General features: G+C 67.2%; 18 protein-coding genes. 4 read left to right on the top strand and 14 right to left on the bottom strand.

Annotated elements, in window-relative coordinates; all coding sequences use genetic code 11:
• Positions 1-6 precede the first annotated feature (6 nt).
• Together CR917_RS13350 and CR917_RS13345 are read right to left on the bottom strand one after the other, a co-directional pair.
• Positions 7-417, bottom strand: a complete 411-nt coding sequence (locus CR917_RS13350; protein ID WP_003182257.1) for a RidA family protein — start codon at positions 415-417, stop codon at positions 7-9.
• Positions 417-1,748: a flavin-containing monooxygenase gene (locus CR917_RS13345; RefSeq protein ID WP_371920436.1), complete on the bottom strand. Its 1,332-nt coding sequence runs from the start codon at positions 1,746-1,748 to the stop codon at positions 417-419. The genes CR917_RS13350 and CR917_RS13345 overlap by 1 nt, the downstream gene beginning before the upstream one ends.
• A 166-nt stretch (positions 1,749-1,914) precedes the next feature.
• Between CR917_RS13345 and CR917_RS13340 the strand changes: the two genes are divergently transcribed.
• Positions 1,915-2,430: a GNAT family N-acetyltransferase gene (locus CR917_RS13340; RefSeq protein ID WP_104572454.1), complete on the top strand. Its 516-nt coding sequence runs from the start codon at positions 1,915-1,917 to the stop codon at positions 2,428-2,430.
• A gap of 61 nt (positions 2,431-2,491) precedes the next feature.
• On the opposite strand, the gene CR917_RS13335 is transcribed toward CR917_RS13340, so the two are convergent.
• Positions 2,492-3,514 (bottom strand): DNA-binding protein, encoded by a 1,023-nt coding sequence (locus CR917_RS13335; protein ID WP_104572453.1) that lies wholly within the window; start codon positions 3,512-3,514, stop codon positions 2,492-2,494.
• 177 nt (positions 3,515-3,691) lie between these two features.
• Here CR917_RS13335 and CR917_RS13330 point away from each other — a divergent pair, with 177 nt between their 5' ends.
• Positions 3,692-4,642, top strand: coding sequence for a site-specific integrase (locus CR917_RS13330; protein WP_058540184.1), 951 nt, complete (start codon positions 3,692-3,694; stop codon positions 4,640-4,642).
• 42 nt (positions 4,643-4,684) lie between these two features.
• Here CR917_RS13330 and CR917_RS13325 read toward each other — a convergent pair whose 3' ends face one another.
• Positions 4,685-4,900 (bottom strand): molybdopterin-binding protein, encoded by a 216-nt coding sequence (locus CR917_RS13325; protein ID WP_043862773.1) that lies wholly within the window; start codon positions 4,898-4,900, stop codon positions 4,685-4,687.
• A gap of 241 nt (positions 4,901-5,141) precedes the next feature.
• Between CR917_RS13325 and CR917_RS13320 the strand changes: the two genes are divergently transcribed.
• Together CR917_RS13320 and CR917_RS13315 are read left to right on the top strand one after the other, a co-directional pair.
• Positions 5,142-6,317: an acyl-CoA dehydrogenase family protein gene (locus tag CR917_RS13320; RefSeq protein ID WP_213086009.1), complete on the top strand. Its 1,176-nt coding sequence runs from the start codon at positions 5,142-5,144 to the stop codon at positions 6,315-6,317.
• Between the two features lie 10 nt (positions 6,318-6,327).
• On the top strand, positions 6,328-7,428 hold the full coding sequence (locus CR917_RS13315) for a sigma-54-dependent Fis family transcriptional regulator (RefSeq protein WP_043862771.1): 1,101 nt from the start codon (positions 6,328-6,330) through the stop codon (positions 7,426-7,428).
• Here the strand turns inward: CR917_RS13315 and CR917_RS13310 are convergent, their stop codons facing one another.
• From CR917_RS13310 to CR917_RS13265, 10 genes are read right to left on the bottom strand one after another with little or no spacing between them, the layout of a single operon-like run.
• Positions 7,429-8,838 (bottom strand): MFS transporter, encoded by a 1,410-nt coding sequence (locus CR917_RS13310; protein ID WP_236176280.1) that lies wholly within the window; start codon positions 8,836-8,838, stop codon positions 7,429-7,431.
• Between the two features lie 6 nt (positions 8,839-8,844).
• Positions 8,845-10,065 (bottom strand): acyl-CoA dehydrogenase family protein, encoded by a 1,221-nt coding sequence (locus CR917_RS13305; protein WP_043862769.1) that lies wholly within the window; start codon positions 10,063-10,065, stop codon positions 8,845-8,847.
• A gap of 28 nt (positions 10,066-10,093) precedes the next feature.
• The gene (locus CR917_RS13300; RefSeq protein WP_104572452.1) at positions 10,094-11,932 is read right to left on the bottom strand and encodes an ABC transporter ATP-binding protein; all 1,839 of its coding nucleotides are present in this window, start codon (positions 11,930-11,932) and stop codon (positions 10,094-10,096) included.
• A 3-nt stretch (positions 11,933-11,935) separates the two neighbouring features.
• Positions 11,936-13,585: an ABC transporter ATP-binding protein gene (locus CR917_RS13295; protein WP_058540182.1), complete on the bottom strand. Its 1,650-nt coding sequence runs from the start codon at positions 13,583-13,585 to the stop codon at positions 11,936-11,938.
• The gene (locus CR917_RS13290; RefSeq protein WP_063611979.1) at positions 13,582-14,472 is read right to left on the bottom strand and encodes an ABC transporter permease; all 891 of its coding nucleotides are present in this window, start codon (positions 14,470-14,472) and stop codon (positions 13,582-13,584) included. The genes CR917_RS13295 and CR917_RS13290 overlap by 4 nt, the downstream gene beginning before the upstream one ends.
• A gap of 29 nt (positions 14,473-14,501) precedes the next feature.
• Entirely contained in the window at positions 14,502-15,554 is a 1,053-nt protein-coding gene (locus CR917_RS13285) for an NADP(H)-dependent aldo-keto reductase (protein ID WP_104572451.1), read from the bottom strand.
• A gap of 22 nt (positions 15,555-15,576) precedes the next feature.
• A complete protein-coding gene (locus tag CR917_RS13280) occupies positions 15,577-16,920 on the bottom strand; it encodes an LLM class flavin-dependent oxidoreductase (RefSeq protein WP_104572450.1) in 1,344 nt (447 codons plus the stop codon).
• 25 nt (positions 16,921-16,945) lie between these two features.
• Entirely contained in the window at positions 16,946-18,181 is a 1,236-nt protein-coding gene (locus tag CR917_RS13275) for an acyl-CoA dehydrogenase family protein (RefSeq protein ID WP_104572449.1), read from the bottom strand.
• Between the two features lie 25 nt (positions 18,182-18,206).
• Positions 18,207-19,139, bottom strand: a complete 933-nt coding sequence (locus tag CR917_RS13270) for an ABC transporter permease (protein ID WP_054914524.1) — start codon at positions 19,137-19,139, stop codon at positions 18,207-18,209.
• Positions 19,136-20,851: an ABC transporter substrate-binding protein gene (locus CR917_RS13265; RefSeq protein WP_104572448.1), complete on the bottom strand. Its 1,716-nt coding sequence runs from the start codon at positions 20,849-20,851 to the stop codon at positions 19,136-19,138. Before CR917_RS13265 ends, CR917_RS13270 begins: the two co-directional genes overlap by 4 nt.
• Positions 20,852-20,881: the final 30 nt, after the last annotated feature.

Raw genomic sequence — 20,881 nt, 5'->3', positions numbered from 1 at the left:
CGCTCCTTATTCGGGGATCACCGCGATCACGTCGATTTCCATCAGCCACTGCGGTTGGCCCAGGGCGCTGACCACCAGCCCGGTGGAAATCGGAAACACGCCCTTGAGCCATTTGCCGACCTCCTGGTACACCGGCTCGCGGTAGCGCGGGTCGATCAGGTAGGTGGTGGTCTTGACGATGTGGCTCAGGTCGCTGCCGGCTTCTTCGAGCAGTTGCTTGACGTTGCGCATGGCCTGCTCGGCCTGGGCCCGCGGGTCGCCAAGGCCGACCAGTTGACCGTCGAAATCGGTGCCCACCTGGCCACGCACGTAGACCGTGTTGCCGGCACGCACGGCCTGGCACAGATCGTTGTCCAGGGTCTGGTTGGGGTAGGTATCCTTGGTGTTGAACATGCGGATGCGGGTATGGGTAGGCATCAACGTACTCCCAGTTTCTGGACGTTGGAATCACAGTGGGCGGCAGCCTCGCGTTGCGCGGCGTCGCGGTAGTCGAAATAGGTGCGCTGTTTCACGATGTGCTCGGCGATGTGCCGGGCGTCGTGCCACACGCCCCAGATAAAGGCGGAGCCACGGCGCGACAGCCACGGCAGGCCGACGAAATAGATCCCCGGTTCGCGGGACACACCGCGCTGATGCTGTGGCTTGCCGTCGGGCTTGAAGGCATCGACCTTCAGCCAGCTGTAGTCGGTCGAGTAGCCGGTGGCCCAGATGATCGAGCTGACACCGGCCTTGGCCAGGTCCAGCTCAAGAATCGGTTGGGTCAGGCACTGCGGGTCGGGCAGCATGTGGCGTGCTTCGGGTTCTTCGGGCAGGTCCAGGCCGTTGCGTGCAATGTAGTCGTCGGCGGCATCGAGCAGCGCCAGGTAGTTCTCGTCGCCGCGGGCGATGTTCTCGGCCAGGTTGGCCTCGAAGCTGACCACACCTTGATCGAATGCGCGGGTCAGGCCCACCAGCGTGATGCCCTGGTGGGCCAGCTTGCGAAAGTCCACGGTATGTCCGCCACGGGCACCGCTGACCGCGATGGTCACGTGCTCCTTGCCGGGCTGCACGCCTTCGGCGTCCCACAGGCCGAGCACCCCCAGCCACCAGCAGAAGTCGCGATTGCGGTAGGCACGTGGCGGGCGATCGTGCGCGCCCACCGACAGGTACACCTGCTTGCCGGCGCGCTGCAGTTCATCGGCGATCTGCACACCCGAGGAGCCCGCGCCCACCACCAGCACCGCGCCTTCGGGCAATTGCCGGGGGTTGTGGTAGTCGGCCGAATGCAGCTGGGTAATGCCGGGAAGCTGCGGAGCGATAGGCGGGATCACCGGGCGCTGGAACGGCCCGGTGGCCACCACCACCTGGTTGGCCTCGATCAGGCCCGTGGAGGTCTGCACCGTAAAGCCCGGGCGACCTTCGTTGCGTTCGACCTTGAGCACTTCGACACCGGTACGAATGGGCGCGTCGATCTTCTTGGCATAGGTCTCGAAGTAGGCCGCCACCTGATCCTTGCCGGCGAAGGCGTCGGCATCCAGGCCTTCGAATTCCAGGCCCGGGAAGCGGTCGTGCCAGGCCGGGCCGTTGGCCACCAGCGAGTCCCAGCGACCGGTGCGCCAGGCTTCGGCGATGCGGTTGCGTTCCAGCACCAGGTGCTGCACCCCGAGGCGGCCCAGGTGCTCACTCATGGCCACGCCGGCCTGACCGGCGCCTACTACAAGCGTATCAATTCGGGTTTTTTCAACGGTCATGGCTGTGCGCTTCTGCATGAGGGGGTTGCCCGCATTCTGTGCGCCGCCGGGTATTAGCGAAATTATGATTTATGTCGCCACTGGCAAGGAAAAAGCGTGCCCCCGTATTGCCCATGCCGGGGGCGCTTGCACAACCCTGGTGCTTTGCACAGACTGCGTGGGTTCCCATTGCAGAGCGTGCCCGATGTCCTTTTCCATTCGCCTGGCGACCCCTACCGATGCTCCCCTGCTGCCTGCCATAGAGCGCTCTGCGGCCCAGGCCTTTGTGCAAGTGCCGGCACTGGCGTGGATTGCCGAGCACACGGTGCTCAGCAGCGTCGAGCACCTGGAGTTCGTGGCTGCCGGGCTCGAGTGGGTGGTGGTGGATCGGCGGGACCGCCCAATTGGGTTCGTGTGTGCCAGCGCGTTCGATGAGTCGCTGCACATCGAAGAGCTGGCGGTGGATCATGCGCAGCAAGGCCAGGGCCTGGGTCGGCGATTGATTGCGGCCGTGCGCGCGCATGCCGAGGCCCAGGGCTTCGCGGCCCTGACCCTCACCACCTTTGTGGCGGTGCCGTGGAATGCACCGTTTTATGCACGGTTGGGTTTCGAGAGGCTGGAAGAGGCGTCGTTAAGCGGTATGTTGCGCCGGCAGATGGCGTACGAGGCTTCGCGAGGGTTGCAGGGGCGGTGTGCGATGCGCTTGTCATTGCGCGACTAGCTGGCGCCCCAAGACGCCGGCAAGGCCGGCTCCTAGATTCGCTGCAACGCACCCTGCCCTGTCAGAGGTGAGTCGGCAGCCCTGTCTGCTCGGCTTCAGCTTGGTCTGAGGCTTGCTCCTTTGCCTTCAAGGCCTCCAGCTCTGCATCGCGCTGCTCGACCTGCGCCTGCAATTGCTCGATCACCTGCTGTTGCTGGCGTTGTTCACCCGCCCCCTGCTCCACCTGCTGCCCCAGCACCTGGTTCTGCCGCAGCAGCTCCTCCCGCGCACCCAACGACTGCGCCAGGCTGGCCATCAAGGTCTTGATCTCCTGTGCCTGTTGCGCCTGCTGGTCCTGCAGCGCCTGCCGCTCACGCTGCACCTGCCGCGCCTCCACCAGCAAGCGCTCGTTGTCGCGGTTGAGCCGCGTCAGTTCGTCCTGCTTGACGATCAGGCTCTGCTGCAACTGACGCACCTCGACCTGCAACTGCTGCACCTGCGCCTCATGGCGGCGCTGATCCTGCTCGCGCTGCTCACGGGTGGCGGTGCGGTAATGCTCCAGTGCATCGCGGGCATGCTGGTGCTTGTCTTCCAGCGACTGGATCTGCTCGTCCTTGTCGTTCAGGCGCAGGTTCAACTCACCTACCGCCTGATTCAAGGTGGCATTGCGCGTCTGCTCGGTCTGCAGGGTACTGCGGGTCGTGGCCAACTGCACCGACTCACCCGCCAGCGCCTCGGCCTGAATCTGGTGTTGCTGCTGCAGGGTCGCCAGCGCCTGCTGGATCGCCTGCAGTTCGCCCTGCAACGCCGCCTTTTCATGGTCGAACACGTTCTGCGCCGCTTCGATACGTGCGTCGCCCTCCTCCACCAGTTGCTGGGCCAGCTGACTGACCAGGTTGGCCAGGGCTTCGCTCATGCCCGGCTTGTCCGCTGCCAGTGTCGGTTGCTGCGCGTCCAGCTCCTTGAGGTAGCGGTGAATCGTGGTCTTGGACCCGGTGTTGCCCAGCTCGATACGTACGGCATCGATACTGGGGTGTTCGCCACGGGCCAATAGCGCCTGACGCGCCTTCTGCACGATTGCCTTGTTGATACCGCCACGGGCCATGGGTGCTCCTACTATTTCGTAATGTGGTACGTACTATGTAGATACATACTAAATGAAATTGAAAAAATGCCTATAGAAATCAGAATAAAAGATGAAATAATCACGGCTTATCACATGTGATAGGCAAAAAACGCCCGGTTGCAGTCGCTCAGCCGTACACCGATGGAGAACCTGCCGATGAACAAGCTCGATCGCTACCTGGACGCAGCCGTAAGGGACAACACGCGGCGCAGCTATCGCGCGGCCGTGGAGCATTTCGAGGTGAGCTGGGGTGGCTTTCTACCGGCCACGGCCGACAGCATCGCGCGCTACCTGGCCGATTACGCCGAGCAGCACTCGATCAACACCTTGCGCCAGCGCCTGGCCGCGCTGGGCCAGTGGCACACCAGCCAGGGCTTTCCCGACCCCACCAAGGCGCCGCTGGTGCGCCAGATGCTCAAGGGCATACGCGCGGTGCATCCGGCGCAGGAGCGCCAGGCAGCAGCCCTGACCCTGGAACACCTGCAGCGCACGGTCGACGCACTGCACGCCAAGGCCGCACAGGCGCAACAGGCGCACTGCCTGCCCGAGCTGCTGCGCGCACGGCGCGATGTCGCCCTGCTGCTGATCGGGTTCTGGCGAGGGTTCAGGGGCGATGAGCTGGCGCGCCTGCGCGTGGAGCACATTCAGGCCCAGGCGGGCGTGGGCATGCAGCTGTACCTGGCGCAAAGCAAAGGGGACCGGCAGGGCCGCGGGGTCAGTCATCGCACCCCTGCCCTGAAGAGCCTGTGTCCGGTACAGGCCTACATCGACTGGATCAGCGTGGCGGGCATCGCCCGCGGGCCGGTGTTTCGCAAGCTCGATCGCTGGGGCAACCTGGGCGAGCAGGCGCTCAACAGTGGCAGCCTGATCGTGCTGCTGAGGCGGATTTTTGCAGATGCCGGGCTACCCGCCAGCCTCTACAGCAGCCACTCGCTGCGTCGTGGCTTTGCCACCTGGGCCAGTGGCAATGGCTGGGACATGAAAGCGCTGATGGCCCACGTGGGCTGGCGCGACGTGAAATCGGCGCTGCGCTACGTGGATGCGTCGGTGTCGTTCGGGGAGCTGGAAGTGTTGCCGGCCAGAAGGGACGTGCTGACAGCCGACTGAGCATTGCGGTGAGGCCACCCGGCGCTCACCGTCACACCCCTCTCACAGCTTCGCGATCGACACCTCGGTCGACTTCACGAACGCGATCACCTCGCTGCCAATCCTCAGTTCCAGCTCATGCACCGACCGCGTGGTGATCACCGAGGTGACGATGCCGGCCTGGGTCTGCACGTCGATTTCCGAGACCACCGGCCCCTCGATGATCTCCTTGATGGTGCCCTTGAACTGGTTACGTACGTTTATCGCCTTGATGGTCATGGTGTGGCTCCTTAGCAGTTGGGAGCACCGTCGTTGCAGTGCGTGAATGCAGAGTGCACCGCAAAGATAAAAATCAAAAAGAATAAATAACGACAAATATAGATCCGTTTGGAATATGAAAAGCTGTATATCAAAATTCCTAAACGTTATTTATTTAAGGTTTTTTAGATCATTTAGCATCGACAGGGCCCGGCCTTGAGGCCCGAACCTTTTTGCACAGGTAACCCGCGTGAGCGCCACGTTGCATACCCCTCGATCGACCCCGCTGCAGATTGCCCGCGACCTGGCCCAGACGTTCAGCCGCAGCGTGGTAGAGCGCGACCGCAAGGGCGGCACGCCCAAGGCCGAACGCGATGCCCTGCGTGCCAGCGGCCTGCTGGCCCTGAGCATCCCCCGCGAGTTCGGCGGGCTGAACGCCACCTGGAGCCAGACCTTCGATGTGGTGCGCGAATTCGCCCGGGTCGACAGCTCGATTGCCCATGTGTTCGGCTTTCACCACCTGATGCTGGCCACCGTGCGTCTGTTCGGCGCACCTTCGCAATGGCAGCCCTGGTACGAGCTGACGGCGCGCAAGAACTGGTTCTGGGGCAATGCCCTCAACCCCCTCGACACCCGCACCATCGTCAAGCACCACGGCAGCTGGCGTGAATTCTCCGGCAAGAAGAGCTTCTGCTCGGGCGCCAGCGATTCACAAATGCTGATTGCCTCGGCCGTGGACGAGGCGGCCGGGGGCAAGCTGCTGATTGCCGCGATACCCAGCGGTCGCACCGGCATCACCCTGCACGACGACTGGCACAACATGGGCCAGCGCCAGACCGACAGCGGCAGCGCCACCTTCGAACGGGTACGCGTGGAGGAAGGCGACCTGCTGCTCGACCCCGGCCCGCTGAGCACGCCGTTCGCCTGCCTGCGGCCGCTGATCGCCCAGCTGCATTTCGCCAACATCTGCCTGGGCATCGCCGAAGGCGCGTTCGAAGAAGCGCGCCAGTACACCCTCAACGAGACCCGGCCCTGGTTCAAGTCCACAGCCCTTGATAGCCGCGACGATCCTTATGTACTGGGCCACTTCGGCGACTTCTGGGTACGCCTGCAAGGCGCCCGGCTGCTGCTCGACAACGCCGCCGGCGAACTCGACCGGGCCTGGGCCAAGGGCGCCGCGCTCGGCGCAGACCAGCGCGGCCGCGTGGCGGTGGCCATCGCCACCGCCAAGGTGGCGGCCAGCCGCGACGGCCTGGAGCTGTGCAGCAAGGTCTTCGAGGTCACCGGCGCCCGCGCCACGCAGGCCTCGGTGGGGCTCGACCGGCACTGGCGCAACCTGCGCACCCAGAGCCTGCACGACCCGCTGGATTACAAACTCCACGAACTGGGCGACTGGGCCTTGAACCAGCGCCTGCCGATTCCGACGTTCTATTCATAGTGTGACTGCCATGCAATTGTTGACCCTACCGCCCTCGCCCGCGTTGGCCACCTCGATCCGCGCCACCGCGCAGGTGTTCGAAGACCCCAAGTCACGTGCGCTGCTGGCGCACCTGCAACAGGTGGCGCCCAGCGAAGCCAGCGTGCTGATCATCGGCGAGACCGGTACCGGCAAAGAGCTGGTGGCGCGCCACATTCACAACCTGAGCGGGCGACGTGACAAGCCGTTCGTGGCCGTCAACTGCGGCGCGTTTTCCGAATCGCTGGTCGAGGCCGAGCTGTTCGGCCACGAGAAAGGCGCCTTCACCGGCGCCCTGGCGGCCAAGGCCGGCTGGTTCGAAGAGGCCAACGGCGGCACCCTGTTCCTCGACGAGATCGGCGACCTGCCGATGCCGATCCAGGTCAAGCTGCTGCGCGTGCTGCAGGAGCGCGAAGTGGTGCGCCTGGGCTCGCGCAAGAGCATTCCCATCGATGTGCGGGTACTGGCCGCCACCAACGTGCAGCTGGAAAAGGCGATCAATGCCGGGCACTTTCGCGAAGACCTCTATTACCGTCTGGACGTGGTCAGCCTGGAGCTGGTGCCGCTGCGCGAACGCCCCGGCGACATCCTGCCGCTGACCCGCCACTTCATCGATGCCTACAGCCAGCGCCTGGGCTACGGCCAGGTGCGCCTGAGCGCCCAGGCCGAGCACAAGCTGCGCACCTACGGCTGGCCGGGCAACATCCGCGAGCTGGAAAACGTCATCCACCACACCCTGCTGATCTGCCGCGACGGCCTGATCGAGCACGACGACCTGCGCCTGTCGAACATGCGCATCGAACGCCAGGACGACAGCCCCAGCCAGGACGACTCGGCCCAGGCGCTGCTCGAGCGGGCCTTCCAGAAACTCTTCGAGGAACAGGCCGGCGCGTTGCACGAACAGGTCGAGGACGCGCTGTTGCGCGCGGCCTACCGCTTCAGCCACTACAACCAGGTGCACACCGCCAACCTGCTGGGCCTGACCCGCAATGTCACGCGTACCCGCCTGATCAAGATCGGCGAACTGGCGGTCAATCGCCGCCGGCCCACTGGCGCCACCCAGGGCGAGCGGGTGCTCAACCTGTCGATCTGATCAGCCACGCGCGGCATACACCGCATTGCCGGCGTCCGCTGCCAGGCGCCGGAACACCAGTGCCGAGGCCATGCACGCCAGCCCGCACAGCAGCATCACCCAGGCCACGTCGCTGGTGACGGGGGTGGTGTGCCCGCGCAGGTTCATCAGCACCCCCAGCAGCGAGGCGGCCAGCCCCACCGACAGGCTCATGCTCAACTGCACCGTCATCGCCGACAGGCTGCTGGCCCGGCTGCTCAGCGCCGCCGGTACATCCGCATAGGTCAGCGCGCCCAGGGTGCTGAACTGCAGCGAACGAATCACTGCGCTGGCGAACAGCATCAGCACGATCACCCAGTACGGAGTATCGCTGGTAAAGCTGGCACAGGCCCCCAGGGTCAGCCCGGTGAGCAGCGCATTGCCGGTGAGCGTGCGACGGATGCCGAAGCGGCGCACCACGCGCACTGCCAGCAGCTTCATCAGAAACGCCCCCGCGCCGCCCGCCAGGGTCAGCAGCCCCGCATGCAGCGGGCTCAGGCCAAAGCACAGCTGAAACATCAGCACCAGCAGGAACGGGCCCGACGAGGTACCCAGGCGCAGCAGGTTGCCGCCCCAGAAGCTGATGCGGTAGCTGGGAATGCGCAGCAGCGACAAGTCCAGCAGCGGTTCGGCGCAGCGCCGTGCATGGCGGATGTACCACGCGCCGCACAGCAGCCCCGCCCCGATCATCACCGCCACCCACGCTCGTGGCAGCAGGCCGTGGCCCAGCGCCTCGAAACCGAACACCAGCGCCCCCAGCGCGGTGCCGCTGAGCAGCAGCCCGCGCACATCCAGCGCCCGCGCACGAACCCCGGGATAATGCGGTACATGGCGCAGCACCAGCACGATGCCCACCAGGCCGATGGGCAGGTTGATCAGGAAGATCCAGTGCCACGACACGAACGTCACCATCAGCCCGCCCAGCGGCGGCCCGATCATGGGCCCGATCAGCGCCGGAATGGTCAGGTACGACAGGTTGCGCATCAGGTCTTCGCGCGGCGACCAGCGCAGCAGGATCACCTGCCCCACCGGCACCATCATCGCCCCCGCCGCGCCCTGCAGCATGCGCGCCAGGCACAGCTGCAGCAGCGAGGTGGAGGCCGCGCAGGCCAGCGACGACACGATGAACAGCACGATCGCCACCACGAACAGCCGTCGTGGGCCGAAGCGGTCGGCGGCCCAGCCACTGACCGGCACGCACAGCGCGGCGGCCAGCATGTACAGCGACACCACCAGGTTCATGCGCACGCTCGGCGCGCCGAAGTCGCTGGCCATCTGCGGCAAGGCCGTCATCACCACGGTGGAGTCGATCAGTTCCATGCACAGCGCGCAGCCGATGATCATCGGCACCTTGCGCGAAACCGGCCGCAAGGCCGGCAGGGGTTCGGCCATGGTCACTCAGAACAGCCCCGAGGTCGGCGGCGGCGTGCCCTTGAGGTACCAGGTGCCGACCGCCGAGGCCTTCCAGTGGCGCGGGTTGTGGTTGGCCACCGTACGCGCGTTGCGCCAGTGCCGGTCGAGGTTGTGGCTGCGCCCGGTGGTGGACGCACCGCCCACATCGAACAGCAGCTCGGCGGCCCGCAGCGCCGATTCGGCGGCGATGTACTGGGCCTGGGCCACGTCGATGGCGGCCTGATCCACCGCCTGCGGGTCCAGTTGCAGGGCCCAGGCGCGGTCGATCACCGCTGCGGCCTTGAGCACCACCGCTTCGGCGGTGAAGGCGCGCGCGGCCACTTCGCCCACGCTCAGTTGCACATAGGGGTCGTCCACCGACTGGCTGGCGCTGCTGTGCTTGATCGGTCGCGCATGCTCGCGGGCAAAGCGCACTGCATCCTCCTGGGCATTGCGCGCGATGCCGGCCTCCACGGTGGCGAGGAACAACTGCAGAAACGGGGTGACGATGGTGCGCTTGCCCTCTTCCACGGTGCGCGGACGGATCTCGCTGGCCAGCACCTGCACATCGTTCAGGCGCGTGGTGCCACTGGCGGTCAGGCGCTGGCCCATCGCGTCGAAGTCGTCCACCAGCTCTAGGCCCAGGCGATCGCGCGGCAGCACGAACGACACCGGTCTGTCCTGTTCGTCCAGCGCCACGGCGCTGACCCAGTCGGCGTACAGCGCGCCCGTGCTGTAGTACTTGCTGCCGCTGACGCGAAAGTGCTCGCCATCGGGCACGATGCGCGCGCTGATCGCGCCATTGGCGCCGCCCACCTCCCAGCCTGCGTTGCCCAGCACGGCACCGTCCAGGTAGCGCGCGAACCAGCGCTGGCGTTCCTGCTCTGCACCGCTATGGTCGGCGGCCAGCAGCCCTTCGACGAAGGCAAAGCCCGGGCGCAGGGCCTGGGCCACATTGGAGTCCACCGAGGCCACCCGCAGCAGCAGGCCGATAACGTCGCTCACCGAGCCGCCGGGGCCACCGTAGGCGAGCGGGATGCGCACGGTATAGAGCCCTGCGGCGGCCAGCTGGCGTATGGCGTCATACGGCAGCTGGCGCTCACGTTCACGCTCGGCTGCACCGGCCGCAATCTCGGGAAGCAAGGCATCCAGGCGTTGATGCAGGTGCGCAACGCTGGTCAGTGCGTGTTGGGGGGCGTGTTTGGGGACTTCGGACAAATGCGGCATGGGCGCCTCCTTGGGCGTTTGAAAACTCTCAGGCAGATTCGGTAGCGGGTGTTTCGTCGAACTGGCCAGCGGCCTGGCGACTCCACAACCGGTGGTACTGGCCGCGCTGGCGCAGCAGTTGTGCATGGCTGCCGTCCTCGATCAGGCGGCCCTTGTCGAACACCAGGATGCGGTCCAGGTGCGCCACCGTGGACAAGCGGTGCGCGACCACCAGCACGGTCTTGCCGTGCATGATTTCGTCGAGTTTTTCCTGGATGAAACGCTCGGTGAGCGAGTCCAGGCTGGAGGTGGCTTCGTCCATCACCAGGATCGGGGCGTTCTTGAGCAACACCCGGGCAATCGCGATGCGCTGGCGCTGGCCACCCGACAACTTGACCCCGCGCTCGCCCACCAGCGAGTCGTAGCCGTGTTCCATGCTGTCGATGAAGTCGTCGGCGCCGGCGCGGCGGCTGGCATGCACCACGTCCTCGAAGCTGGCCTCCAGGCGCCCGTAGTGGATGTTCTCGCCGATGCTGCGGTGGAACAGGCCAGGTTCCTGGGGGATCAGGCCGATCTGCTGGTGCAGCGAATGCTGGGTCACTTCGCGCACATCGCGTCCATCCACCAGCACCTGGCCGCTGTTGACGTCGTACAGGCGCAGCAGCAGGTTGAGCAGGCTCGACTTGCCCGAGCCCGAGGTGCCCACCAGGCCCACGGTCTGCCCCGCCGGGATCACCAGGTTCAGGTGCTGGAAGATCGGCTTGTCGGGCGCATAGCCGAAGCTCACGTCGCGAAACTCGATGTCGCCGCGCACCGGCGGCAGCGCCCGTGCGCCGGGGTGGTCCACCACCTCGTGGGGCCGCACCAGGGTGCGCACGCCGTTGGCGATGTTGCCGGTGGCCTCGAAGAACTCCAGAAAGCGCCGCGACAGGTTGCTCACGTCATTGATGATCAGCAGCGACAGGCTGGTGGCCATGACGAAGGTGGCGATGTCGATGCGCCCCACGTACCACTGCTGCAGCGCAAGCCCCAGCATGCCCAGCTTGAGGGCCACGCCGCCGGCCGACTGGAACCAGCGGATCTTCTCCATGTACCAGAACGAGCGGTAGGCCGCGTCCACCTCGCGGTCAAGGTAGTGCCCCAGGTAGCCGTGCTCGAACGGCTGGCGGGCGAACAGGCGGATATTGGTGAGGTTGCTCACCGCGTCCACCACCTTGCCGTTGCTGGTGCTGCGCGCCGCCGAATACTGCTGCGCCAGCGGGTGGCTGCGCCGCGCCAGAACATAGCAAACGCCAATGAACAGCAGTGACCAGCCGAGCATGAACGCGGCCAGCAGGCCCGAGGCGCTCCACAGCAAGGCGGTGGCCAGGCTCAGGGTCAGCGCCAGGCCGAGCATGTCGAACAGCAGGATGCCCAGGGTCTGGTTGACCCCCAGCGCCACCTCGGCGATGCGGTGCGCCAGCGCCCCGGCGAACTCGCTGCTGACAAAGCGCTGGGAATGGCGTTGCAGGTAGGCGAACAAGGCATGGGTCACGGTGCGCCGCTGCAGCGGCAGCACCTTGATGTGGCAGGCGGCGGCGCTGCGGGCGCTCAGCAGTTCCAGCACCAGCAGCGTGCCGAACAGGCTCAGGGGCGCCACCAGCCCCGGCAGCGCGGCGTGCACCGAGGCTGCCTCGGTCACCTGCCGGGTGATCAGGCCCAGCGCCCAGGGGATCAGCACCGCGCTGACCACTGCGATGCACTGCAACAGCAGGATGCTTGAGTACCAGACCTTGTAATTGCCGATGCACAGGCGCACGAAGGCCAGCGGCGTGTCCGGCAGGTGGTCGATCTTCCAGTGGTGCAGCCGTCGTCGCGGCGTGTGGCGGGTCGAGAAATGCAGGCTCATGGTTCAGATCGCCAACTTGAGGAATTCGAACGAGGTACGACGGCCGCTTTCCAGGTGCGGAATGGCCTCCAGCAAGGCCAGGGTGTAGGGATGCTGCGGGTGGTCGAACACGTCGCGTACCGCCCCGCTCTCCACCGCCACGCCGTCCTTCATCACCAGCACCTCGTCGCTTACCTGGTTGATCACCCCCAGGTCGTGGGAGATGAACAGGCACGCCAGGCCCAGGCGCTGCTTGAGGTCGTCGAGCAGTTCGAGGATCTGCGCCTGTACCGACACGTCCAGCGCCGACACCGGCTCGTCGCACACCAGAATCTGCGGCCCGGCGGCCAGCGCGCGGGCAATCGCGATGCGCTGGCGCTGCCCGCCCGACAGCTCGATGGGGCGCCGGTCGAGCAGCGCCGCGTCCAGGCGTACCAGGCCCAGCAGTTCTTCGGCCCGCCTGCGCCAGTCGGCGCGCTTGTGCCCGGCCACCTCCAGCGCCTCGAACAGCACGCGCTGCACGTTGTAGCGTGGGTCGAAGGAGCTCAGCGGGTCCTGGAACACCACCTGGATGCTGCGCCGCAACTGACGCTTGTGCGCCTCGGAAAGCTTCAGCCAGGGCTGGCCCTTGATCTGGATATCGCCGCTGTCGGGGGTTTCCAGGCCCAGGATCATGCGCGTCAGGGTGGTCTTGCCCGAGCCCGACTCGCCGACGATGCCCAGGGTCTTGCCGCGGCGCAGTTGCAGCGACACCTGGTTGACCACGGTGCGCATCTGCCCGTCCGGGCCCTTGAACGCCTTGCTCAGCTGGCGCACCTGCAACAGCGGTGGCTCCTGGGTCGGCGCCACGATGGCCAACGGCGTTCGTGCTGCCCCCGGCGTGCGCCGAAAGTGCACCGCCCGGCCGGCACGCAGCAGAAACTGCGTGTAGGGGTGCTGCGGGTCGTGCAGCACCGCCTCGACGCTGCCCTGCTCGACGATCACGCCGTTGTGCATCACCGCCACGCGGTTGGCCAGGCGCGACACCACCGCCAGGTCGTGGCTCACGATCAGCATCGCGGTGTTCTCGCCGCGCAGCGATTCGAGCAGGCTCAGCACCTGCGCCTGTACCGTGGCGTCCAGCGCGGTGGTCGGCTCGTCGGCAATCAACAGGCGCGGGTTGCAGGCGATGGCCGAGGCGATCAGCGCCCGCTGGCGCAGCCCGCCCGACAGTTGATACGGGTACTGGCGGGCGCGCAGTTCCGGCTGCGGCACGCCGACGGCGCGCAGCAGCTCGATCACCCTGGCCTGGCGCTGCGCGCGGTCAAGCCCGGTATGCAGCTGCAGCGGCTCGGCGATCTCCTTGCCCACCGGGCGCAAGGGGTCCAGCGCGCCCAGGGCATCCTGCATCACGAAGCCGATCTGCGCGCCGCGCACCTGGCGCCAGGTGCGCTCGTCGAACTCGCGCAGGTCGTGCCCGGCAAAGTCCAGGCGGCTGGCCTGCACCTGGGCATGGGCGCCGGTCAGCCCGGCCAGCGTGCGTGAGGTGACACTCTTGCCCGAGCCCGACTCGCCCACCAGCGCCAGGCACTCGCCCTGGTGCAGCTGGAAGCTGATGCCTTTGAGGGTGGGCACGGCCTGGGCGCCAAAGCGCACGTGCAGGTCCTGTACATCGATAAGCGGTGCGCGACTCATGGGCGTTTACCTTCGCTGCGGCGCAGCAGTTCGCGGCCGATCGTACTGATCGAGACCACGGTCAATGTGATTGCCAGGGCGGGCCAGGCCACCAGCCACCAGGCGTTGGCCAGGTAGTTGCGGCCCACGGCGAGCATGCCGCCCCACTCCGGCTCCGGCGGCGGCGCGCCAAAGCCCAGAAAGCTCAGGGCCGCGCCCGAGACGATGTTGCCGCCGATGCCTATGGTGGCCAGGATCAGGATCGGCTTGATCGCATTGGGCAGTACATGGCGCAGGATCACCGCGTGCCGGCCCAGGCCCAGGGTGGTGGCGGCCTCGACGTAGCCGGCACCGCGCACCACCAGGGCCTGTGCGCGCACCAGGCGTGCATAGCGCGGCACGCTGGCGATGCCCACGGCAATGATGGTGTTCAACTGGCCCTGGCCGAAGAAGGTGATGATCACCAGGGCCAGCAGCAGGTCGGGGAATGCCAGCAGCACATCGACCCCGCGCATCACCGCACCGTCCAGCCAGCGCGGGCCGAGCCCCGCCGCCAGGCCGAACAGGGTGCCCAGCAGCAGGCCGATGGCGGTGGCCGACAGGCCCAGCACCAGCGACGGGCGCACCGCGTACACCAGCCGGGTGAGGATGTCGCGGCCGTTTTCGTCGGTACCCAGCCAGTACAGGCTGTCGGGGGCACGAAACGCCTGGCGCGCACTGGCCTCCAGCGGGTCGCCCGCCACCAGCCAGTGCGGCTGGATGGCCGCAATCACCAGCAGCAGCACGAACAGCCCGGCCAGCACCAGGCCCGGGCGGATGGCCCAGCGCCGCACCTTGCGCCGCCGGGCCACGAACAGCGGCTCGGCGGCAATCAGGCCGACGCTCGCGCTTTGATTGATGGGCGCCATGGGCACCTCCACAGGCTAGGGGTTGCGGCTCAGGGCGCCGGGTTCGGGGTGTGCGCGTGGATCTGCTCGATGCGCGCCAGGGTCTCGCTGCTCAGTTGCAGCTCAAGCGCGCCGATGTTCTCGCGCAGTTGCGCCAGGCTCGTCTGCCCGGTCAGGGCGCTGCTGACGAACGGCTTGCCGATCACCGCAGCCAGGGCCAGTTGCGCGGGGCTCACGTCCAGCTCGCGGGCCAGTGCCACGTAGGCGGCAATGGCCTGCTGCGCCGACGCACTGTCGTAGCGGTTGAAGGTGCGGTACACCGACGACAGGCGCGAACCTTCAGGCCGTGCGCCGCCCAGGTACTTGCCGGTGAGCGCGCCGAAGGCCAGCGGCGAATAGGCCAGCAGGCCCACCCCTTCGCGGTGGCTGAATTCCGACAGGCCGCCTTCGTACAGGCGGTTGAGCAGGCTGTAGGGGTTCTGGATGCTGACGATGCGCGGCAGCCCCAGCACCTCGGCCTGGCGCAGGAACTGCCCTACCCCCCACGGGGTTTCGTTGGACACGCCGATATGGCGGACCTTGCCCGCCTGCACCTGCTCGGCCAGCACCTGCAGGGTTTCGCCGATGGCAATGGCCTGCGGGTCGTCGACATACGGGTACTCGCGCTGGCCGAAGAAGTTGGTGCTGCGGTCGGGCCAGTGCAGCTGGTACAGGTCCAGGTGGTCGGTCTGCAGGCGCTTGAGGCTGCCGTCCAGCGCGGCGACGATGTTGGCGCGGTCGTGGCGGCTGAGGCCATCGCGGATATGCGTGCCGCTGCCGGGGTTGCGCGAGGGGCCGACGATCTTGCTGGCCAGCACGATATCGCTGCGCCGGCCGGTCCGGGCCAGCCAGGTGCCGATGAAGCGCTCGGTGCTGCCCCAGGTGTCGGCATGGGTCGGGGTCGGGTACATCTCGGCGGTGTCGACCAGGTTGACACCGTGGTCCAGCGCCAGGTCCAGCTGCTGGTGGGCGTCCTGCTCGCTGTTCTGGTGGCCCCAGGTCATGGTGCCCAGGCCGATGACGCTGACCTTGATGTCGCTGTTGCCCAGTGTGCGGTAGTTCATGGGGTGTGCCTCGCTAATCGGTTCAGACGGCCTCTGCCGCACGTTGGTACTGGCTGGCCGGGTACGGCAGGCCGAGGTGGTCGCGCAGGGTGCTGCCGGTGTATTCACGGCGGAACACCCCGCGCTGCTGCAGCAGCGGCACCACCTGGTCGACGAACACCTCGACCCCCGAGGGGAACATGTCGGGCATGATGTTGAAGCCATCGGCGGCGCCGGCGCGGAACCAGTGCTCCAGGGTGTCGGCGACCTGTTCCGGGGTGCCCACCAGCAGGCGGTGGCCCACCAGGATGCGCCGCGACAGTTCGCGGATGGTCAGGTTCTCGCGCCGTGCCAGGTTCAACTGGGCTTCGAGAAAACCGTGCGAGCCGCGCTCGAATTCGCTGACCGGGCCAATACGCTCCCACGGCAGCGGCGCGTCCAGGTCCAGTTCGTCGGGGGGCAGGCCGATGCGAAACGCCAGTTGCTGCACCAGCCCCGCCTCGCCGCTGTAGGCGTTCAGTTCATCGAAGCGCGCACGGGCTTCGGCCTCGGTGCTGGCGATCACGGTGGACAGCCCCGGCATGATCTTCAGGTGATCGGGGTTGCGGCCCCACAGGCGTGCGCGCTGTTTCATCTCCTGATAGAACGCCTGGCCGTCGGGCAAGGTGGTCTGGGTGGTGAAGATCGCGTCGGCATAGCGCGAGCCCAGGGCCTTGCCGCCCTCGGACGAGCCGGCCTGTACCAGCACCGGCCGGCCTTGCGGCGAGCGCGGCAGGTTGAGCGGCCCCTTGACCGAAAAATGCTCGCCCACGAAATCGATGCTGTGCACCTTGTGCGGGTCGGCGAACTGGCCGCTGGCGGCGTTGCCGATGATCGCGTCGTCCTCCCAGCTGTCCCACAGCTTGAGGGTCACGTCGATGAACTCGTCGGCCCGCGCATAGCGGTCCACATGGCGCGGCGCGCCGGCCAGGCCGAAGTTCTGCGCGGCGGCGTCGCCGGCGTTGGTCACCACGTTCCAGGCCGCCCGGCCGCCACTGATGTGGTCCAGCGAGCTGAAGCGCCGCGCCAGGTTGAACGGGTCGTTGTAGCTGCTGGACGCGGTGGCGATCACCCCGATGTGCCGGGTGGCCAGGGCCACGGCCGTCAGCAGCACGGTCGGTTCCAGGCGCCCGGCCGGGTGCTGGGCGATGTCGCCCGCCAGCGCCGGGCCGTCGGCGAGGAAGATCGCGTCCAGGCACCCCCGCTCGGAAATGCGCGCGATGTTGCGGTAGTACTCGACGTCGAGGTAGGCGTTGGCCGGTACTTCGGCCTTGCGCCAGGCGCTGGCATGCGCGCCGAAGCCGAGGATGTTCATGCCGATGCTCATCTGTCTTGCGGTCTGGCTCATGGCTGCTGCTCCTGAATGAAGGCGGTTACACCGCGCTGGCTTCGTCGCGCACGGTGGTGCCGTCCTGGGCATGCAGCGCACGCCAGGCAGCACCGGGGCTGACGCCGTTGAGGTAGTAGTTGCCCAGCGCGCGCTCGCGGTAGATCGCCGGGTTGTGTGAGGCCAGGGTGCGCGCATTGCGCCAGTGCCGGTCCAGGCGCCGGGCCTGGCTGGTGGCCGACGCGCCGCCCACCTCGAACAGCAGGGTGGTGACTTCCAGCACCTGCTCCAGCACGATCTGCTGGGCCTGGAAGGTGCGGATATCGGCCTCGACGTAGTCGGCTTCCTGGGCGCTGTCGTTCAGCTCGGCCTGGTGTACCCGCTCGAGTACCTCGGCGGCAGCCAGCACCAGGGTTTCGCTGGCATAGGCCAGGCTCGACAGGCGTCCGATCACCCGCTGCACCAGCGGGTCGTCCTTGGGGCTGGACTGGCCCGGCACGCCGAAGGCGCGGGTGCGGCCCTGGACGAAGGCGGTGGCATCGCGCAGCGCGGCGCGGGCGATGCCGGCCAGGGTGGCGAGGTGGAACAGCTGGTAGAACGCCGAGATGTACGACTCGGCGCGCAGCTCACCGGGCTTGAAGCGGCGCAGCACATGCTGCTCGGGCACCGCCACCTGCTCGAAGCGTGTGGTGCCGCTGCCGCTCAGGCGCTGGCCGAAACCGTCCCAGTCGTCTTCACGGGTCACGCCGGGGGCGTCCACTGCCACCACCACGCTGACGAAATCCTTGTCGTGCATGGCCACGGCCGCCACCCAGTCGGCGTAGATAGTGCCGGTGCAGTAGTACTTCTCGCCGTTCAGGCGCCAGCCCTCCTCGGCGGCCTCCAGGCTGACCGAGTTGGTGCTGCTGTCGCTGCGCTCGGCCATTGCCGCGCCCCACAGCTGCCCGGCCACCACCTTGGCGAACCAGTAGTCCTGGGACGCCGGTTCGCGGGCCGACAGCCGCCCTTCGACGAAACCGAAGTGCGCGCGCACGATCTGCGGCAGGTTGGAGTCGGCCTCGGCCAGGTCGATCAGCAGGCCAAACAGCACCGGCAGGCTGATGCCGCCCCCCCCATGCGCCTGGGGCACGCGCAGCGCCGTGAAGCCGGCATCGCGCAGCAACGCCACGGCCTCGAAGGCCAGTTCGCGCTGCTGTTCACGCGCCACCGCGCCCTCGCCGATCTGTGCGAACAGCGGCTTGAAGCGCGCCTGCAGCGCAGTGTAGGAATTGGATTGGGTCATGACAGGTCCTTGCTTGGGGGTGGCATCACACGGCCTTGGCACGCGGGTCCACCCAGTGATTGATCAGGTCGACGAGAAAGTTCACGACCACGTAGATCGCCGCCGCCAGCAGGGTGATGCCCAGCAGCAGCGGCACGTCCTTGGATGTTGCGGCGTCGAGCATCAGCCGGCCGATGCCCTGGCGCGAGAACAGCAGCTCGATCACCACCGCACCGCCGAGCAGGCTGGCGAACACGAAGCCGGAAAGGGTCACCAGCGACACCAGCGCATGGCGCAGCGCGTGTTTGAGGCGCACGCCGGTTTCGGACATGCCGCGGGCGCGCGCCATGGCGATGAAGGGTTGTTCGAGAATGTCTTCCAGTTCCTGGCGCAGTACCTGGCTGAGCACCGCCGCCACCGGCAAGGCCAGCGCCACGCTTGGCAGTATCAGCGCCTGCCAGCCGCTGGAGCCGGACGGCGGCAGCAGGTGCCAGCCGAACGCGAACACCAGCAGCAGGCCCAGGCCGATCACGAACGAGGGCGCCGACGACAGCACCAGCTCCGTGCCCGACACCAGCGAGCGCAGCCATGGCGCGCGATTGGCGGTGAGCACCGCGACCAGCACGGCCAGCAGCACCGCCAGTACCGCCGCGGCCAGCGACAGTTGCACGGTGGCGCCCAGTTGCCCGGCGATGATCTGCCCCACCGGGATGCGCAGGCGGTACGACTCGCCCAGGTCGCCCTGGGCCAGGCGCCCCAGGTAATGGCCGTACTGCACGATCAACGGCTGGTCCAGGCCGTATTCGGCGCGCACCTGGGCGATCAGCTCGGCACTGGGCATCGCCTCCGGCCCGCCGAGGATGGCCAGTGCCGGGTCGCCGGCGCTCAGGTTCAAGGCCAGGAAGGTCAGGGTCGCCGCGCCCCAGAGCACGCCGATGCCGGCCAGCAGCCGACGGAGTATCAGGCGCAGGGTGTTCATCGGGCCTCCTGGTCGAGCCATATGCTGGTGAAGAACGGGGTGTTGTGCGAGGTATCGAAGATCACGCCCTTGACCGCCTTGCGGTAGGCCACCAGCACATGGCTCTCGTACACCGGTACGGCCGGCACGGTTTCCACCAGGCGTTGCTGCGCGGTGCGGTACAGCGCGGCGAGCTCCACCGGGTCGGTGGAACGGCGCGCCGCCGACAGCGCCGCATCGAGGGCGTCATCGCGAAAGCGCCCGGCGTTCTGGCCGATGAGCTTGGGCGTGCTGATCGCATTGCTGTGGTAGAGGATGTACAGCCCGTCGGGGGTGTTGGTGTGCCAGTAGCCGCCGGCGATTGCCTGAAAGTTGCTGGCATAGCGACGCTCGGTGACCTGGGCCAGGGGCAGCAGATCGATGGCCAGCTCGAAACCGACCTTCTTGAGGTCGGCCTGAATGGCCACTGCCACGCTACCGGGGAAGGCGCCGGTCTCGTACATCAGCAGGCGCGCCGACAGGCGCTGGCCGTCCTTGACCCGGTAGCCCCTGGCGTCACGTTCGCTCCAGCCGGCCTGGTCGAGAATGCGGTTGGCCTCGGCCACGTCATAAGCCAGCACATCCTTGAACGCGGGGTCGTAGTAGCGGGTGTTGGCGGCCAGGAAATCGCCCTTGGGCTGGTACTCGCCAAAGCCGGTGATCCAGGCCAGGCCGTCGCGATCGATGGCCTTGGCCACGGCGCGGCGCACCTGCACGTCCTGGAACGGGAACTGCTCGACGTTGAAGGTCAGGCTGCGAAACGGGTTGGCCTTGCGGATGCGGCTGCTCATCTGCAGGTCGGGGTTGCTGCGAATGGCCCTGGCGTTCTGCGCCGGCGCGTCCACGGTAAAGTCCGACTGGCCGGACTCGAGCGCGCTGAAGCGGATCATCGGCTCGGGCACGATGCTCAGTTCCAGGCGGTCCAGGTAGGCCTCGCCGTTGTGCCGGGTCACCGGGGGCGCCCAGTTGTAGCCCTTGCGCCTGACAAAGGTGGCGCCCTGGTCGCGGGTGTAGCTTTCCAGCACGAAGGGCCCCGAACCGATGGCATGCTCGGCGATGGACTTGGGCGCCTCGAGGATCTGGCGCGGCGAGATCATGCTCAGCCAGGACTGCGCCAGCACGTCCAGGAACGGCGAATAGGGTTCGCGCAGGTGCGCCTCGAAGGTGTATTCGTCGACGATGCGCCCGTTCACGTAGGGCGCGATGTACGCGGCGGCCAGCGGCGACTTGGTGGCCGGGTCGCGCATGTGCTCCAGGTTGATCTGCACGGCGCGGGCGTTGAATTTCTCGCCGTCGCTGAAGGTCACGTCATCGCGCAGGTGGAAGGTGTAGGTCTTGCCGTCCGGCGAGATGTCCCACGACTTGGCCAGCCACGGCGAGATGTTGCCCTGCTCGTCCTGGTACAGCAGGCAGTCGAACAGGATGCGCCCCAGCCACTGCACGTTGCCGTGGGAAATCGAATGCACGTCCAGGGTGGTGGTGTCGGACGCCGTGGAAATGCGCAGCGTGCCGCCCGGCTTGCCTGGCGCGGCTTCGCGGTAGTCCTCGGCGGCGTAGCTCAGGCTGCCGTCGCGCAGCACGCCGTCGGCGCTCGATACGCTGTTGCGCGGCGCTTCGCTGGCCGGCTTGCAGGCGCCCAGCGCCACCACGCTGGCGAGTACGGCCAGGCGTGCGAGCCTTGTGATCAGGGTCATGTGCTTCCTCCGCCAGCACCGTGTGCAGGT

The organism is Pseudomonas sp. BRM28 (assembly GCF_002939405.1).
Lineage (GTDB): Bacteria > Pseudomonadota > Gammaproteobacteria > Pseudomonadales > Pseudomonadaceae > Aquipseudomonas > Aquipseudomonas palmensis.
This window is presented reverse-complemented; position numbering and strand designations above follow the sequence as displayed.